We start from the raw sequence: 17,836 nt of genomic DNA, 5'->3' as shown, positions 1-17,836 counted from the left end.
CCCATTTATTAAGTTTGCTTAATTATATACTGATTTTGATTAAAAATGCAGCGAATGATTGATTATCGAGATTTACCCGTTAAGGGTTTAAATAAATTTGTGGTATTGACGAATGATTGGGATGATTAAAAATCCCTGCTTCAACACCATACCATCGATGAATTTTTTCAACCGTTAGCACATCCGCTGGCGCACCTTGCTCAACAATTCGGCCTTGATGAATTAATAAAATTTTATCAGCATACAAAGCAGCCAAATTAAGATCATGCAAAATACAACAAACTGCTAATTTTTGTGTGGTAACTAATTGTTTCAACAATCTTAACGTATGTTGTTGATGATATAGATCAAGGGCAGAAGTCGGCTCATCTAAAAATAACAATTTTTCTGTAGGTTCAGGCTGCCATAATTGCGCTAATACTCGCGCCAGCTGTACTCGTTGCTGTTCACCTCCTGACAAGCTACGATAATCGCGGTCTGCCAATTTTAAACAATCAGTTTGTTGCATACTTTCTTGCACCGCTTGCTCAAAATGGGGCTTACCATAAGGAGCGCGCCCCATTGCCACCACTTCTTTCACTTTGAATGGAAACGTTAATTGACTTTGTTGCAACATAACGGTTCTAATTTTAGATAATTGCGTTTCGGACCATTGTGATAATGGTTTATTAAGTAAATAACATTCGCCTGAAGCTGGTTTTTGATAACCTGTCAATAAACGTAAAAGTGTCGATTTACCTGCACCATTGGGACCAATGATAATTACAATTTCACTGGCCTGTATGTTCAAAGACACATCGTTAATTAAAGTGCGATTAGCATAACCAAAAGTTAAATGTTCAGCAGTTAACATCATTAAATACCATCTATTACTTATGTTTTAAAATCAGCCAAATAAAATAAGGACCACCAATCAAACTTGTGAAAAGCCCGACAGGAATTTCAGTAGGTGCAATTAAAGTGCGTGCAAAGGTATCGGCTAGTAGCAATAAACAAGCACCACCTAGTGCTGAACCCGGCAATAACCAGCTATGGTTAGCACCGACTCTCAATCGAATCATATGGGGGACAACCAGACCGACAAAAGCAATCATGCCACTCACCGCGACAGATGTACCAATAAGCACAGCAGATAGTAATAATAAATACTGCTTAATTCGTCTGACTTTAATACCTAAATAATGAGCGTCTTCATCACCTAACTGAAGAATATTAAGTTGATGAGAAAGCTTAAATAAACACACTAAAGCAGGGACAATAAGTGATAACGCAACCAGAACTAAATCCCAAGAGCCCTTACCTAAATGTCCCATAGACCATAAAGAAAGTTGTCGCAGTTGCGCTTCATCACTAATATAACTTAAGCAACCCATAACCGCCCCAATAACAGCATTAATAGCAACACCTAGTAATACCATTTTGGCCAAATTACATTGCGAATTTATGCTATAAAGATAAATTAATAAACAGATAAAAAAGCTTCCTGCAAATGCTGCGACCATTTTGCCATACATGACCATAATAGGTGGAAAAATGGCAGGAAACAAAATAGATAACCCAACCATTAAAGCAGCACCACTACTAATACCAAGTAAACCCGGATCAGCTAAAGGATTACGAAATAACCCTTGCATCACCGCGCCTGAAGTGGCTAATGCCATTCCTACTATAATTGCTAATATTATTCGTGGTATTCGTATATTTAACCAAATGTTCCATAAAGGATCATCCATCGACATATCCACTAGTTTATCAAAAGTTAGTTTTAATGCGCCTGAATTTGCAGAAAATAGAATTAGCACCAATAGAATGGCAAATAATCCCCATAACAAAGAGCGATGACTATATTTGCCCACCCATTATCCTCTTATCTGTATTAATTTATTCATTCAACTTGAGCCAATTAATAGGTTATTTTCAAGCTAGGATCGACGACACTGTAAGCATGATCGTCAATTTGTTGATTGACAATTTTATCAATAACTATTTTTGCCAAATCAGTACGATAAATAAAACCATGCACCTCTTGTTGATAATAACATTCAGCTTTTTGTGTCATTTCACCATCACGTAATCCACCCGGTCTTAAAATCAAGAAATTTAATTTGCTTGTTTGCAACCAAACCTCAGCTAATGATTTTTCACGAACAGCACGACCAAACGCCTGTTTAGCACGTTCAGACAACGTAGCCCATGAATCACCACAACCTAAAGAGGTCACCAGAATCATTTGTTTAATTCCAGTTTGTTCAGCACAGTCGATAATCACGCGTTGAGCTGAATAATTACCTGTTTCACCGCCTAAGGTTGATATAATAGTTGCTTCACAACCGGCTAATTCGCATAGTTTTTTAACTAATTCACAATCAGTTGCATCACCAACGTGAGCCTCAATACCTTGATTAACTAATTGTTTAGCAAAATTAGCATCACGAACTAATACAATACAACGCCATTGGGGGTGATATTGCTTGGCTAGATGTGCAATTTGATAACCTGTACCTTGTTTAGGGCTTACACCAAAAATTAATAATGTCTGCATTTTGTTAATAACTTATAATTAATTAATTTTTTTTGCTAATGTACGGAATTTTTCTAATTGATCGGCTTTTAATTGATGCTTTTCGTCACGACCTACAAAAATTTTGAACATTGCTTGTCCTGTGTGATTTAGGAATATTATTGAAGCAGTTGCCATTTTCATAAATTTACGTTCAATAAATGCAATATATTGACAATGTTCAGCTTTAATATGTCCACTTAACCCTTTTTGATGACGAAGATTAAAGTATCTTTGGCTGTGAGATCCTGTTGGTAATTCGCCAGAAATTTCAGCGATTACATCACCGGTATGAACTAAAAATAGTACATCTCCCCATGTTGTAACTTCTTCCCAGATCGCATCAAAATTACTGCCATCAACAATTTTCGCATCAGGTAAAGCTTGAATAACTTGTGTTAATGTAACATGATGATCTTGAGCAATTTTTTCTAATAACTCTTCTGGTTCTGTTTTCATATAAGCATTTAAATTATCTAAAAGTGTTGGTTTTTCTGTCATAATAGTATCCTTTAATTATGAAATTTGATGTGGATGTTTAGATTTTTCTGTATTTGATTTAGCCACTCTAGGATGACTATTCATAGCTTGTCTAGCTTGAGCCATTTTTTTCTGTATTTCAATATATTCGGGATTATTAAGTTGTAACAATAACTGCTGGAGTGCTTGAACTATATTGCTTGACCAAAAACGTCCCGATAAAGTTAGTCGTATACAATAATCTTCGTTTTCTAAAAGCCCAACTTGATGCCATTGTTTAATTAGAGGTGCGAAGAGATGATATTGTTCAGTCAGTTTAGTTAAATCAACACGCCCTTTTTCTATCCCTGCTTGTAATCGATAAAGCCATTCTCCTATCACTGGTTTACCAGTCAACATCATAATTGGTTTTTTACCCTCATCAAGCTGGGTATAATATTGATTTAAATCACGATGAATCATAAATGACTGACCACCTAATCGGCCCCCGGCACAAGATCCAAATGCAAAAAAATGAGAACCTTGTTTGATCAGAAAATTATATAAATTTCGTTCACGACTATTTTTGGCCCAGTGTGCATTGGTCAAATGAACCCAACCTTGTTTAGCTAAAAATTCTGCACCTTGATGATAAAAATTACTTTTATCTGTAATGGAGGGTATTTCAATACGCTTATTTTCGACCCCTTTGGCCAAAGGTGTGGTTGGTAAAAGATTAAGTGAATACAAATCTACACCATCTAACGGCAATTCATTGACAATATCTAAATCACGTTGCCAAGTTTCTCTGGTTTGATTTGGTAAACCGAACATTAAATCACAAACTAACGCAACACTATCACGAGCGGCAATACGTTCAAAGCTACTAATAATTTGTTGCTCACTTGATTCACGACCTAATCGTTGGCGAATTTCAGTATTAAAGGTTTGGACACCGATTGAAAACCGATTTGCTCCCGCTTCAATATAACTATCAACACGATCATCATCAAAATCAGAAATACGCCCTTCAACTGTAATTTCGCAATCTGGCGCTAATGGTGCATGATCTTTAAGATAGCGAATGACGCGTGCTATTTGACCTGCCGCCAAAGCGGAAGGCGTCCCTCCTCCAAAATAAACAGCATGAATAGGTGCTGATTGGATTGCTGTATTATTAATTTCTAGCGATATCTCTTTTAATAAATAATTGATATAAGTTTCAGTATCAAATTTTCTTAATGGATTTTGATAAAAACCACAAAATTGGCAATGTATATCACAAAAAGGAATATGAATATAAATCAACCTTTTTTTACTCATTAGAGAAGTTGATTGAATTGTGTCCCATTGAGAGGTAACTTCATGAGGTGGTAGTGGAATACTCGCCTGCAAAGGCATAACAGCCCAACGATCTTTAAAAGGTAAAGTCGCATTTTGAGCAAAAAAAGCGCTGACATCTAATGATTTCATAACAACCGATCTTAATTAAATAAACTGCAAAATTAAATAATAATTATTTTCATTTATCAATATCTTTTATTAACCATTTTTATAATGTATTGATATATTTATTATTATTTTTTTACAAAAAAATGTTTTTGAATTCATTTTCTTTATAATTTGTCTATTTTTTAATCCATTCCTCAAATCTTTACAACTTGTTTTAACTGATTATTTATATTGAAATTGTTAAAAATCTCGTTAAACAAAAATTTTTTTTGCTTGAAAAAATGAGGAATAAAGGACAATTATGTTGATAATAGTTCTCATTTTCACTATATTATCGCGGATATTAAAATTTACAAACAGGAAGTAAATAATGAAAAATTTCATAACAAAATTAAATATGTTTTTGTTAATTTTCACTTTCAACGCGCTTATAAATATCAGCTCAGCTCAAGATAGAATTGTTATTGCGGGTGGTTCATTAACCGAAATTGTTTTTGCTCTGGGTGAAGGAGATAAAGTAGTCGGCGTTGATAAAACAAGCACTTATCCACAATCTGTCACCACTCTACCCCAAATTGGTTATTGGAAATTATTAAATATAGAAGGAATTTTATCTTTAAACCCAACGTTATTTATTACTTTAAGTGATGCAGAGCCCGATAATATTATTAGTCAAGTTACTCAAGCTAAAGTTGATGTTTTATCTTTACAACGTGTGCCTGGAACTGTTGAATTACTTTATGAAAATATTGAAAAAATAGCTAACAAACTACAAAAACCAGATCAAGGACAACAGCTAATAAAGCATATCAAGAATAATCTTTCACAGATCCAACAAAAAATAGATATGCAACCCACTAAAGCCAAAGTTCTATTTTTAATGAGCATGGGTGGAACCAATTCAGTAGCAGGTAAAAACACCACAGCGGATGCTTTAATTACTATTGCTGGAGGTGAAAATCTAGCTAAACATAAAAGTTATAAAAGCTACACAGCCGAATCAATCATTGCAATGAATCCTGATGTTATTATTTTAAATAGCCACTCAATTCAGCAACTTGGTGGAGTAGATAAAATCGACACTATACCAGGTATCACAGAAACAGCAGCGTTCAAAAATCACCGAATTATTACCATTGATGACGGATACCTATTTGGTATTGGCCCCCGAGTGGATGAAGTTGCAAAGATTCTTTGTGACAGCTTTTATCCTCAATAACTGTTGAGGATAAAACTGAAATAAAAAATTGTTTAGCAGATTGATTAAATTAAAAAGATGATCAACTTAATTGTTAATTAATCTGAATAATTTTATTTAGTTTATTATATTTGAAAGGATTAAAATGATTAATTTCACTACATTAAAAAAAACCAGCACGTTAGCTTTGGGCTTGACAGTTGTCATGCCAGCAATGGCTACGGTCAAACTCGATGATGAAAACTATGACGTCATCACTGTGACCGCTCACGAAGCGACTAAAAAACCAGGTACAAATACTGAAATATCCGAACATGATATCCGCCGTGACGGTGGTACTAATTTTGGTACGCTCATGCGTTATCAACCACTCATTTCAGCTTCAGGTAATATTTCCGGCTCAGGTACCGGTAAAAGTAGTTGGGATCGAGGAGGTTTCAGTGGCTATAATATTCGTGGTCTAGATGCTAACCGCGTATCAATTGATGTTGATGGTATGCCATTACCTATAGCACAGGGTCGAGTTAATTCAGTGGGTCGAGCAGGTTTTGGTTCTTATGGTATTGGTCGTGATTACATCGATACTTACATGTACAATAAAGTTGATATTCAATCAGGCGCCACATCTGTAAGTAATGCGAACAATGCTCTAGGCGGTTCGGTATCTTTCCAAACTAAAACGGCTAGCTATTATCTCTATCCAGGTAAAACCAGTTATTTTGGATTTGAAAACAATTATGACAGTTCTGATAGAAGCTATCATCAAGGTATTACTATGGCTGGTGGTGATGATCACCTCAATGGCATTATTGTACTAAGTCGTCGAGATGGACAACAAACAAGAAATCATGGTGATTCAATAAGCAGTTATCCAGAAAATTGGCACTCTAACTCAATTTTAGCTGGCTTTGGTTGGCAAATGACAGAAGAACATTTACTCAATACGACTGTCGATTACAATAATAAAACGAAAAATTCCCATTATGATACTTGGAACCAAAAAGGTAAATACATTGAATCACTCGACCATCAACGCAGTAAAAATAACCGCTTTAACTTAGCAATTAAAGATACATGGCAACCTACCAATATTAGTTGGATTGACACATTAACGACACAGTTAAATTACCAACGGACTAATGTCTTTGATGACACAAAATTGCAGCACAAATCCAAAGGTAATTTTTATACTCAAACCAACTATAATACTAAAACATATAATTTTATTACTACTTTAATAAAACAAATTGATAACCAAAAAATCAGCGCTGGTTTAAATGGTAAATGGAGTGAAGATGAATCGCCATTCTTTACATCAGCTAAATCACAATACGTCGATACTTTCCCGGACGGTGATTATTCCAAACCACAAGCCGACAGTAAAAGTTATCAGTTAGGTGGATTTTTTGAAGATCGCATTAGCTTTAATACTAACAATAGTAATAACTTTTATTTTGTTCCTGGTGTCAGAGCAATCTATCAAAATACCAAGCCACGCAATCTTGAAAACATGTCAGTATCAAATGTTAATTCACATCAATTAGGTACACAATATAGTAGTAACAGTGATTTCAAAATTTTACCATCAATGGCATTAATGTATGATATTAATCCTAATTTCACTGCTTATCTACAATATAAACGTAGCGCTCAAATGCCAAATCAGAACCAATTATATGGCTCTTATTTAGCGCACAGCACTATGTATGTACTTGTTGGCAACTCTAATTTAAAAACTGAAACGGGCGACAATTTTGAACTCGGTGTAAAAGGTCAACCAATATCAGGCATTACGTTATCGTCATCTGCTTTTTATAACAAGTACAAAAACTTTATTGCCTTTACGCGTTATAGGAAAAATTTTGTTGGTATAGGCAATCGTTTAGTTTATCAATCTGAGAACCGTGACAAAGCTTATACCTATGGTGCAGAATTAAATAGTGAATTTAATATTGGTACTTGGGTAGAATCACTCAATGGTTTAAGCGCACGTTTCGCAATTGGCTATAACAAAGGTAAATCAAAATCAAGTTATTTAGGTGATAAATACATTGAGATGGATACTATTGCACCATTAAAAAGTACTATTGGTTTATCATGGGATGATCCGAATAAATTCTACGGTGTTTCCTTAACAACAACATTCCAAAAAGGCAAGAAAACTGATGCCACCTCCCGCGAAACATATCGCAACGAAGGCAAACCAATCGAAGACTCATCTGATGATTATTTTAGAATCGCTGGTCACGGTATTGTTGATTTAACAGGTTATATAAATATTACCAATAATATTAGACTAAGCGGAGGAATCTACAACCTTACTGATCAAAAATATTGGGATTACCTCAGTAATAATAAATTATACAGTACATCAGATCATAAATATCTAGAGATGTTTACCGCACCAGGTAGAACATTCCAGTTAGGTTTAAATATTGATTTCTAGAAATATCTAAAATATATTTATCATTTTCTAACCCGCTAATGCGGGTTATTTTTTTCCAAAAAGTATTACATGTAATATTTTTGTGGTAATATGGTTTACATAAATCTAACAAATTATCTAACAGATAGGTTTACCACACCAATTAAAACATTTAGTTCAGATTTAACTATCTATTTCTAAAAAACATTTTAAAATATACTCATCATCTTCTAATGCGCTATTACGGATTAATTTTCATAAAAAAATATTACATGTGATATTTACATGTAATATTTTTGTGGTAATATTGTTTACATAAATTTAACAAAACACCAAACGGGCGTTATGAAAAAAACCAAAGAGACCAAAAATTCAGCTTTTTACCAGCAACAATACCGACAACGGTTGCGTGAACAAGGTTTGGTCAAAAAAGAAGTTTGGATTTTACCTGAAAATACAACTAAATTATTGGAAATCGAAAAACAATTTCGCCAGTCTTTAGTTAAAAACAATAATATTAATCGTAAACAGGAATTTAATGAAATGGAAAGAAATGAAATTTGGTCAATAGAAACTCTTTATAATAAATTAATGCAATCAGAATTAGTTAAGCAAAACCATGCAAGTATTGAAATTATTGATGGTGTGGATGCTTGCTTACATATCATTATGCATGAATATGGTGATTTGCCTTTATTTTTAAGTATATCAAATCAACAAATTGTTGTTGAATGTTTACTTTGGCCTGTTGATATTGTTAAAAATAAAACTCAATTTAATGAAGAAATTTTATGCACTCGTAAACTATTTCCATTATCGACAATAGCAATTGAAAAAGCTGGAGACGGCTCGGTCAACTACATTATGTATGGTGCGTTAAGTTCATCTTCACTTTTAAGTAATATTGTCTATGAATTAGAAACTTTATCGGACAATGTTATTAAAGCTACAGAAGCTTATGAACATCACATCAATCTTAACTAATTAAATTTATATAAATAATAAGGAGATTAAACATGGCTATCTTCAAAAAACTTGTTACAGCTCTTCGTGGTGGCATCAATGAAGCAGGAGAAGCGATCGTTGACACTCAAGCTCTAAGAATTCTCGATCAAGAAATCCGCGATGCTGACAGTGAATTAAAACAAGCTAAAGAATCATTAGCAAATATACTTGCACAACAAAAACTAGCAGACAAAGTTGTTAAAGAAACACAATCTAAAATTGATGAATATGAAAGTTATGCAATCAAAGCTCTTGAAAGTGACAATGAAGAATTAGCACTTGAAGTGTCTGAAAAAATTGGATTTCTTGAAAATGAACTTGAAAACAATAAGCAACAAGCCACTTACTTTGCTGAAACTGTAAAAAGCTTACGTCAATCAATTTCACAAACAGAAATCAATATTCGAAATTTAAAACAGCAAGTTGATATTGTGAAAGCAACTGAAAGCGTTCAAAAAGCACAATCAGCAGTTGCACAACGATATGGCGGTTCAACTGCAAAATTACAAACAGCTCTAGATTCTTTAGATAGAATAAAAAAACGTCAAGAGAAAAACAGTGCAGTCATTGAAGCTAAAAATGAATTAGCTAAGCTTGAAAATCAAAGTACGCTTGATAGTAAGCTTGAAGCAGCAGGAATCAAATCAGGCAACCAAAATGCTGCTGCAATATTAGCCAGATTAAAAGAAAAGCAAGAAAATCAAACTATTTAATAAAATAAAATTTTAGGTTAATATAGTTAACGTAATAAATTATTTAATTAATTTAGACTAGTTAATTTGGAAAATTAATATAAGGGAAAATAATGGAGCTTTTCTGGGGTATATTTTTTTCTTTTCCAGTAATCATATTTAGTGGGTTGTTAACACTTTGTGTATTATATTGGTTGGTTGCTGCTTTTGGTATTTTAAGCATTGATTGTTTAGATATAGAACTAAATGTCGATGTTGATGATATACCATTAGACATTCCAAATACTCCATCAGGATTTACAGGCCTATTGATGAAATTAGGTTTTAATAAAGTCCCAATGACACTTATTGTCACTTTGATTTCATTAATAGGTTGGTCAATCTCTTATTTCGCCTTTCGTTTCTTTATGTTACCTCTGTGTGAATTATTGCTAATTTATTACATAGCTGGTTTTTTTATTTTCGTAACTGCCTTTATTGCTGCAGTATATCTTACCGCATTTATTATAAAACCTCTTCGACCACTGTTCAGTAAATTAGAAAGCACCAATAATCATAAATCATTATTAGGGCAAACTGTTGAGATTCGTTCAAGCTATGTGAATGAAACAAAAGGAGAAGCTATTTACGAAGATGGTGGCGCTGGTTTAATTTTACAAGTTAGATGCACGAGCTCATATCAATTCAAACGTGGGGATAAAGCTGTTCTACTACGTTATGACACAACCAATAACAGCTATGAAATTATTAGCGTTAAAGAATTTAATGGATAGAAAAGTAAATATTTTTTTGGAGAATAATAAATTATGTCAATCAATACTGATACCATCATGTTTTTTCTAGTGATTGTTGGAATAGTCTTTCTAGTAATCGTTGGATTTTTCTTATTGTTTAAAGCGTTCTATATCAAAGTTCCGCAAGGTACAGCACTTATCGTTAATGACATGACGTCAAAACCTAAAGTGCATTTTACAGGTGCGTTAGTTTACCCTGTCATCTACAAAAAAGAATTCATGAAAATATCATTAATTACTTTTGATGTAGAACGTCGTGGTAAAGATGGTTTAATTTGTAAAGATAACTTACGTGCTGATATATGTGTCGCTTTTTATCTTCGTGTTAATGAAACAACTGAAGATGTTTTAAAGGTTGCTAAGTCGATTGGTGTAGATAGAGCGTCTGATCAAAAAGCGGTAAGCTCATTATTTAGCGCGAAATTTTCAGAAGCGTTAAAAACAGTAGGTAAGCAATTTGAATTATCTAAACTATTTGAAGATCGTATGAATTTCCGTGAACGTATTATTGATGTAATTGGTAAAGATCTTAATGGTTATGCACTTGAAGATGTGGCTATCGACTATTTAGAACAAACCCCAATCAAATCACTCGATCCTGATAATATTTTTGATGCCGAAGGTATTAACAAAATTACCTCGATCACAGCTGTTCATAAGGATGAAACGAATAAACGCGAAAGAGATCTTGAATTAGCGTTAAAGAAAAAAGATACCGAAACAATTGAAGCCAAATTAGAACTTGAACGTCAACAAGCGGATGCCGAAGCTCGTCAAAAACGCGAAATTGAAACCATTCGAGCTCGCGAACAAGCTGAAACGTTAAAAGTTCAAGAAGAAGAACGTCTAAAATCGGAACAAGCAAGAATCCAAGCACAACAAGAAATTGAAGTGCGTGAAGAAAACCGTTTGCGTGAAGTTGAAGTTGCTCAGCAAAATCGTCTTAGAGCAATTGCTATCGAAGAAGAACGCGTCGAACGTGCCCGTTCATTGGAAATTGTTGCTCGTGAACGTGAAGTAGAATTGCAACGCATTGAAAAAGATAAAGTTCTTGAAGAAGAAAAGAAACATATTGCCAATGTAATTCGTGAGCGAGTTGCAGTTGAAAAAACGGTAGCGGTTGAAGAAGAAAATATCAAAGAAGTACGAGAAATTTCTAAAGCTGATCGAGAAAAACAAACAACCATCATTGAAGCAGAAGCTAGAGCTGAACAAGAGTTAGTTAAACAAGTTAAGCAAGCTGAAGCAGACGAACAATCATCTAAACACCGTGCAATTGAAATTAGTACAATAGCACAAGCTGAACTTGAGGTTGCGGCTAAACAAGCTGAAGCGAAGAAACAACTTGCTCAAGGTATTGAAGCAGAAGAAGCCGCTATCGGTTTAGCAGAAGCCAAAGTTCGCAAAGCTCGTGCTGAAGCAGAAGAAAAAGAAGGTTTAGTAAAAGCAAATATTACTGCTGAACTTTTACTTGCTGAAGCAAAAGGTAATCAAGAAAAAGGCTTATCAGAAGCAAAAGTTATTGAAGCAAAAGCATTAGCAACAGAAAAACAAGGTCTAACCGAAGCTAAAGTTCTTGAAGAAAAACTTTCAGCTCAAGCTCGCGGTGATGAACGCATTGGATTTGCTAAAGCTGCGGCAACTAAAGAACAAGGTTTAGCTGAAGCACTGGTTATTCGTGAACGCTTAACAGCTGAAGCTAATGGTCTAGTTGAGAAATTCCAAGCTATGGGTACGATGAATGAACAATCTAAAAATCATGAAGAGTTCCGCTTGGCGCTTGAAAAAGGCTTCGAACAAGCTATGGCTGCTATTGCTGCTAATAAAGAGATTGCTAGAGAACAAGCAGATGTTCTTGCTGCAGCATTTAGCAAAGCGAACATTGAAATTGTTGGAGGTAATGATAACTTCTTTAACAGCTTCTCTAAAGCTATCAGTGTCGGTAAAGCAATTGAAGGAACTGTAAGCCAAAGCCCAGTATTACAATCTGCTTTACAATCAGTACTATCACGTTTATCTGGTAATAAAAATATCGATTTAAACGAAACACTAAAAAACACTGATTTAAAAGCACTGGCTAAACAATTTTTACCATCAAATAGTGATGAAAAAAGCGAATAATGAAAGGAATGATGATTTATAGCATCAAATAATTCAATTATCGTTAAATCGTTATTAAATTAACATTATCACTATTATCTTCCTTCGGTGAAATATTAAATTTTACCGAAGGTAATAGATTTTCTGTAACAAAATCAAGAGTAAAAAATGGCAGAAATAGAACAAGAAAACGAGCAACAAAATACACTCGATAAAGCAGTCGCAGAAGGCGGAGCCTACGAAATTCTTCGTAAACGTTTGACATCATTGGGCCAAGAACTCAATCAAAAAACTGAAGCGTTAAATCAACAACGACTTTCTGAATTTGGTAAAAGCGATATGTCGATCATCGGTCGCATTCGCATAAGAACCGAAAACAATTGTATCGCTCGAGATATCGTTAGATTTGGTGATTGGTTATTATTTGGTTATAACGTCTTTTTAGGGTTAAAAAAAGAAACCAAAATTGAAGATGTATTTTCACTTTATCAACTTGTTGAACGTGATGAAAATTATGAAGCAGATCCCGTTGATCTATCAAATACCTTTTTAAATATTGACCGTTTTGTTCAAGACTTCAATGAACTTTATACTTACTACAAAAATGCTCAACTATTGCAACTTGTTGAACGAGATGGCAAGCTCCTTGCCAGTTTCCAGATTGGTGAAAGAGTAAGTGATATTCGGGTATTTCGCTGGTCAATATCCAGTGATAAAAAAACGATTGATTATATTGATAATCGAGGTGAACGTGATATTGCTTTACCTCCTGCTTATGATTTTGAATGGACTGAAACCACCCGTGAAAACATCGTTAATGGTCGATTCTCTCATGTAAATATTCTTGATACCGTTTTTGTTGAAACCATTGGTGGTGACCTTACCATAAAATGTGAAAACAATACTAACGATGGATTAGGTATTTATCGTGAAGAAGTATTAGATAAAAATCAATCAATAAACGACGCAAAAATCGAATATGCAAAAGTAGGTGCACTAATTCTTTTAAAAGTCCTACCCTACCGAGAAGACAATTGGCGATATCTAATCTATAACACACTTACTCAAAAAGTACAACGAATTGACTTTATTGGTCAAGCTTGTATTCAACTTCCAGAAGATCATGGGGTGATATTCCCAGGTGGTTACTATCTACAAAATGGGGAATATAAAACATTCGATCAATCTATGGGGGGAATGCGTTTTAGACGAATTCGTCGTTCACCAAATGGGGAAGATGTTTTATATATTTTTTACGATCCAAATTCTGGTCGCTTAGCTTTATTCAATTACAACATGATAGAGCGAAAATTGGATAACCCAATTCTAGGTCATGGTTATGCTGTATTTGAAGATGGCCGAATGGTTGTATTTGAAGGCGAAAACGATGAACCAACTCGTGTTCATCCTATGCAAATCTGGCAAACCCCTTTTTATAGTGATGAATTTGCGGCAACACAGCCAACCCACAATACCTTTTTAGGCAAAATCGGCAACGCAGAATTAGTACGTGGTATTTCTGATCTCTATTTTATTTCTCGCGAAATTGATAATCAGTCCGTCTCTTCGCAACTATACGGCAAACTAAGTGAAGATACTAAAAGATTATTTGATAGTTATTTTTGGCTTGCTGATGAAAAAAACTTATCATTTTCACCAATACTTCGTAATATTACCCAAACCAGTGAATTAGTACTTGATGAATATGAAAAAGTAGAAAGCATACGCCGTCAATCCGAAAGTGCGATGCGTGAAGCCATTACCAATCAACAAGATTTGTTAACTAAATTATATCCTGATAGCTGGCAGGAAACTCAAGAATTTGTCGATGCGCTTAATGCAATAAAAATGCAATTAGGCCGCCTTGTAACATTAAGAACCTATCGTTATATCAATTTAGAACAAATTGATAAAATGGAAAATGAGCTGAAAGAACGTCAATCTTTAGTTTCATTGGCAACCGCCGAATTTTTAGGTAGTGACAAAGCACTTGAACCATTTATTTCAAAAATAGATAATATTGAAAAATATCTTGAGCAAGCTGACACTGTCGCCAAGCTTATTGAGCCAATAAAAAACACTGACGAAATGTCCAATGATTTGGATATGCTTTCGCAATTAATGGCATCATTAAAATTTGAAGACGTTACACTACAAACTAGAATTATTGAATCAATTGCTGAAGTTTATGCCAAACTAAATCAAACCAAAGCAAGGATCAATCAAAAACGAAAAAATCTATCTAGTGTCGAAATGATTGCGCAATTTGGCGCCCAATTCAAACTATTTAGTCAAAGCATCGCAAGTGCTTTAAGCATCGCAACCACACCAGAAAAATGTGACGATGAACTCTCAAGGCTACTTGTTCAACTTGAAGAACTTGAAAACCAATTTAGCGAAAGTGAAGAGTTCCTTAATGACATTCTGACGAAACGCGAAGAAATATTAGAATCTTTCGAAACACACAAACAAGCATTACTTGAAGATCGTACAAGGCGCACCGAAGCCCTACTTACCGCAGCTGTTCGCATTTTAGATAGCATTCCGAGACGTACGGCTAAATTTTCGGATCAAAATGAACTTAATGCTTTCTTTGTGGCAGATCCTCTAGCATTAAAAATTCGAGAAATTGTTGAAAAATTGAGAGATCTGTTTGATAACGTCAAAGCCGATGATATTGAATCACGTTTTAAAGGTGCACGTGATCAGGCCATACGCGCATTACGAGATAAATCAGAAATATTCGAATCTGGTGGCAACGTTATAAAATTAGGTCCAAAACACAAATTCAGCGTAAACACACAAGAGCTTGACTTAACGATTGTTCCGAAAGAAACTCATTTATGTTTGCAATTAACAGGTACGGATTATCAAGAAAAAATAGAGAATAGTAAATTAGAAAGTTATAAACCGTTCTGGACTATATCACTTGAATCAGAGTCACCAACAGTCTATCGTGGTGAATATCTAGCCTACTCTATTATCAACGCCATATTAAAAAAAGATCTTGATATCAGTTATGAAGAATTAGTTACTCAATTAAGTCAACCTGAAAGTTTGGTTAAAACCGTTCGTGATTATGCAGCCATGCGATATCGTGAAGGTTATGAAAAAGGTATTCACGATCACGACGCGGTAAAAATCTTATCAAAACTTATTCCACTAGGTGAAGCAGCCGGCTTATTGCGTTACAATCCATTAGCTCGTAGTTTAGCTATATTATTTTGGCAACATAATCAAAAAAATGATGTCGCAAAATTATGGCCGGAACGAGCCAAGACTTGCAAAGATATTCAAGCTCTATTTGGTCATGATGAAGGATTAATTAATCTACAAACAGAAATGGCTACAGAGCTAAATCAATTCTTGCAAACGTATCCAATAAAACATGATTATTTTCATATCAAACAAGCGACTGAATATTTAAGTTATGCGCTGTCTGAAATACCGCAAGAGTTTAACTTAAGCAAATACAGCATTTACATGTATGAAGGACTAAAAGCCAAGTTGGAAGAGCTTCATATGTGGGGCGATTTTAATCAATCGCAACTTAATTTGAAAACTCGCTTAGCTGATCGTTGGAATCTTATTGAAAGTTGGTATAAGGGACTTTGCACACTTCCTCAATATCAGAAATTAGTCGACTACATACCTGAAGCAATTTTGCTATGCATGCTAGACAAAGAAAATAGTATAAGCATGCAAATTAGTGAACTTGAACTGGATATAACGGTTAGCGACTTGTTAGGCGAACATCCAACAATCAAACAAGGGGTTTTAAATATCAACCTTGATGATTTCTTCAGTCGTATGCGCAAACATGCACGAGTCATCATTCCAGAATTTCGTCATTATCAGACTTTACGTCAAGAAGTTCTTGATGAACAGCGATACTTTTTGCACATTGATGAATTCAAAGCTAAACCGTTAAGTTCATTTGTTCGCAATAAACTTATCAATCAAGTTTATCTTCCTATCATTGGTGATAACCTAGCCAAACAAATGGGTACCGTTGGGGAAAGCCGACGAACCGATTTAATGGGATTATTATTACTTATCTCACCTCCTGGTTATGGTAAAACAACATTAATGGAATATATCGCAAATCGTTTAGGCCTGATATTTATGAAAATTAATGGGCCAGCATTAGGACATAGTGTTTTATCTTTCGATCCCGAACAAGCCCCAAATGCAACAGCACGCCAAGAACTTGAAAAGTTAAATTTAGCCTTGGAAATGGGTAATAATGTCATGCTTTATGTGGATGATATTCAACATACCAATCCTGAATTTTTACAGAAATTTATCTCACTATGTGATGGTTCACGTCGTATCGAAGGTGTTTGGAAAGGTAAAACAAAAACTTATGATTTAAGAGGTAAAAAATTCTGTGTGATAATGGCCGGTAATCCATATACCGAGTCAGGTGAAGTATTCAAAATACCCGATATGTTAGCTAACCGTGCTGACATATATAACTTGGGGGAAGTTCTTGGTGGAATGGATGAAGTTTTTGCATCAAGTTATATTGAAAACTGTCTCACCTCTAATTCAATTTTGTCTCCTTTGGCATTACGTGAACTTAATGATCTGTATCATCTAATTGATCATGCCCAAGGCAAACCACTTAATACCAATGAATTGAGTTATGACTATAGCCAAGCTGAAATAAGTGAAATTGTTGCAGTTCTACGCCACTTATTAAAAATTCGTGAAGTAGTATTTAAAGTTAATCAACAATATATCATTAGTGCAGCACAATCGGATAAATACCGTACTGAACCTCCGTTCAAATTACAAGGTAGTTATCGAAATATGAATAAACTCGCCGAAAAAATTTCATCAGTAATGAATGATGAAGAACTTAATCAAGTTATTGAAGATCATTACTTGGGTGAAGCACAATTGCTAACCAACGGCGCAGAAGAAAATCTACTCAAATTAGCCGAAATTCGAGGAGTATTAACAAAAGAACAAACAGAGCGATGGCAACAAATCAAAAATGACTTTATGCGAAATAAAACGCTGGGTGGTGACGAATCCAATACCGGAAATCAAATTGTCACTCAACTCGCTGATCTTGTACAAAGCGTACAAGCGTTAAAGTTATAAAATATGCAGACTAAACTATCGCTAATCACAAAGTTTAGT

11 protein-coding genes and 1 pseudogene are annotated in these 17,836 nt (G+C 34.5%); 7 read left to right on the top strand and 5 right to left on the bottom strand.

Going from position 1 to position 17,836, the window contains the following annotated elements:
• Positions 1-79: 79 nt before the first annotated feature.
• From AC5LW9_RS06920 to hutW, 5 genes and pseudogenes are all read right to left on the bottom strand, one after another.
• Positions 80-856: a heme ABC transporter ATP-binding protein gene (locus tag AC5LW9_RS06920; protein WP_493455489.1), complete on the bottom strand. Its 777-nt coding sequence runs from the start codon at positions 854-856 to the stop codon at positions 80-82.
• 13 nt (positions 857-869) lie between these two features.
• Complete coding sequence (locus tag AC5LW9_RS06915; protein WP_144091392.1) at positions 870-1,856, bottom strand: FecCD family ABC transporter permease; 987 nt, start codon at positions 1,854-1,856, stop codon at positions 870-872.
• 47 nt (positions 1,857-1,903) lie between these two features.
• Complete coding sequence (locus AC5LW9_RS06910) at positions 1,904-2,542, bottom strand: NAD(P)H-binding protein (RefSeq protein WP_144091391.1); 639 nt, start codon at positions 2,540-2,542, stop codon at positions 1,904-1,906.
• 18 nt (positions 2,543-2,560) lie between these two features.
• Complete coding sequence (gene hutX, locus AC5LW9_RS06905) at positions 2,561-3,061, bottom strand: heme utilization cystosolic carrier protein HutX (RefSeq protein WP_334322387.1); 501 nt, start codon at positions 3,059-3,061, stop codon at positions 2,561-2,563.
• A gap of 126 nt (positions 3,062-3,187) precedes the next feature.
• Positions 3,188-4,492: pseudogene (gene hutW, locus AC5LW9_RS06900) on the bottom strand (heme anaerobic degradation radical SAM methyltransferase ChuW/HutW); the annotation flags it as partial.
• Positions 4,493-4,841: 349 nt separating this feature from the next.
• Here hutW and AC5LW9_RS06895 point away from each other — a divergent pair.
• The 7 genes from AC5LW9_RS06895 to AC5LW9_RS06865 all read left to right on the top strand — a co-directional run bounded on the left by AC5LW9_RS06895 (position 4,842) and on the right by AC5LW9_RS06865 (position 17,797).
• The gene (locus AC5LW9_RS06895) at positions 4,842-5,690 is read left to right on the top strand and encodes a heme/hemin ABC transporter substrate-binding protein (protein ID WP_493455488.1); all 849 of its coding nucleotides are present in this window, start codon (positions 4,842-4,844) and stop codon (positions 5,688-5,690) included.
• Positions 5,691-5,814: 124 nt separating this feature from the next.
• Entirely contained in the window at positions 5,815-8,115 is a 2,301-nt protein-coding gene (locus tag AC5LW9_RS06890) for a TonB-dependent receptor domain-containing protein (RefSeq protein WP_493455487.1), read from the top strand.
• Positions 8,116-8,439: 324 nt separating this feature from the next.
• Positions 8,440-9,078 (top strand): YjfI family protein, encoded by a 639-nt coding sequence (locus AC5LW9_RS06885; protein WP_493455486.1) that lies wholly within the window; start codon positions 8,440-8,442, stop codon positions 9,076-9,078.
• 32 nt (positions 9,079-9,110) lie between these two features.
• A complete protein-coding gene (locus AC5LW9_RS06880) occupies positions 9,111-9,812 on the top strand; it encodes a PspA/IM30 family protein (protein WP_493455485.1) in 702 nt (233 codons plus the stop codon).
• A gap of 92 nt (positions 9,813-9,904) precedes the next feature.
• Positions 9,905-10,564, top strand: a complete 660-nt coding sequence (locus AC5LW9_RS06875; protein ID WP_493453878.1) for a ubiquinone biosynthesis protein UbiH — start codon at positions 9,905-9,907, stop codon at positions 10,562-10,564.
• A 33-nt stretch (positions 10,565-10,597) separates the two neighbouring features.
• Entirely contained in the window at positions 10,598-12,706 is a 2,109-nt protein-coding gene (locus AC5LW9_RS06870; protein WP_493455484.1) for a flotillin family protein, read from the top strand.
• Between the two features lie 147 nt (positions 12,707-12,853).
• Entirely contained in the window at positions 12,854-17,797 is a 4,944-nt protein-coding gene (locus tag AC5LW9_RS06865) for a DNA repair ATPase (RefSeq protein ID WP_493455483.1), read from the top strand.
• The last annotated feature ends 39 nt before the right edge of the window (positions 17,798-17,836 follow it).

This window comes from Gilliamella sp. LMG 34360, assembly GCF_984568995.1.
The sequence above is the reverse complement of the archived record's forward strand: the minus strand, read 5'-3'. Positions and strand labels throughout refer to the sequence as shown.

Coding starts and splice junctions, on each gene's coding strand:
- AC5LW9_RS06880 (WP_493455485.1), top strand. CDS start 9,111: ATGGCTATCTTCAAAAAACTTGTTACAGCTCTTCGTGGTGGCATCAAT.
- AC5LW9_RS06865 (WP_493455483.1), top strand. CDS start 12,854: ATGGCAGAAATAGAACAAGAAAACGAGCAACAAAATACACTCGATAAA.
- AC5LW9_RS06870 (WP_493455484.1), top strand. CDS start 10,598: ATGTCAATCAATACTGATACCATCATGTTTTTTCTAGTGATTGTTGGA.
- AC5LW9_RS06895 (WP_493455488.1), top strand. CDS start 4,842: ATGAAAAATTTCATAACAAAATTAAATATGTTTTTGTTAATTTTCACT.
- hutX (WP_334322387.1), bottom strand. CDS start 3,061: ATGACAGAAAAACCAACACTTTTAGATAATTTAAATGCTTATATGAAA.
- AC5LW9_RS06885 (WP_493455486.1), top strand. CDS start 8,440: ATGAAAAAAACCAAAGAGACCAAAAATTCAGCTTTTTACCAGCAACAA.
- AC5LW9_RS06890 (WP_493455487.1), top strand. CDS start 5,815: ATGATTAATTTCACTACATTAAAAAAAACCAGCACGTTAGCTTTGGGC.
- AC5LW9_RS06920 (WP_493455489.1), bottom strand. CDS start 856: ATGATGTTAACTGCTGAACATTTAACTTTTGGTTATGCTAATCGCACT.
- AC5LW9_RS06910 (WP_144091391.1), bottom strand. CDS start 2,542: ATGCAGACATTATTAATTTTTGGTGTAAGCCCTAAACAAGGTACAGGT.
- AC5LW9_RS06875 (WP_493453878.1), top strand. CDS start 9,905: ATGGAGCTTTTCTGGGGTATATTTTTTTCTTTTCCAGTAATCATATTT.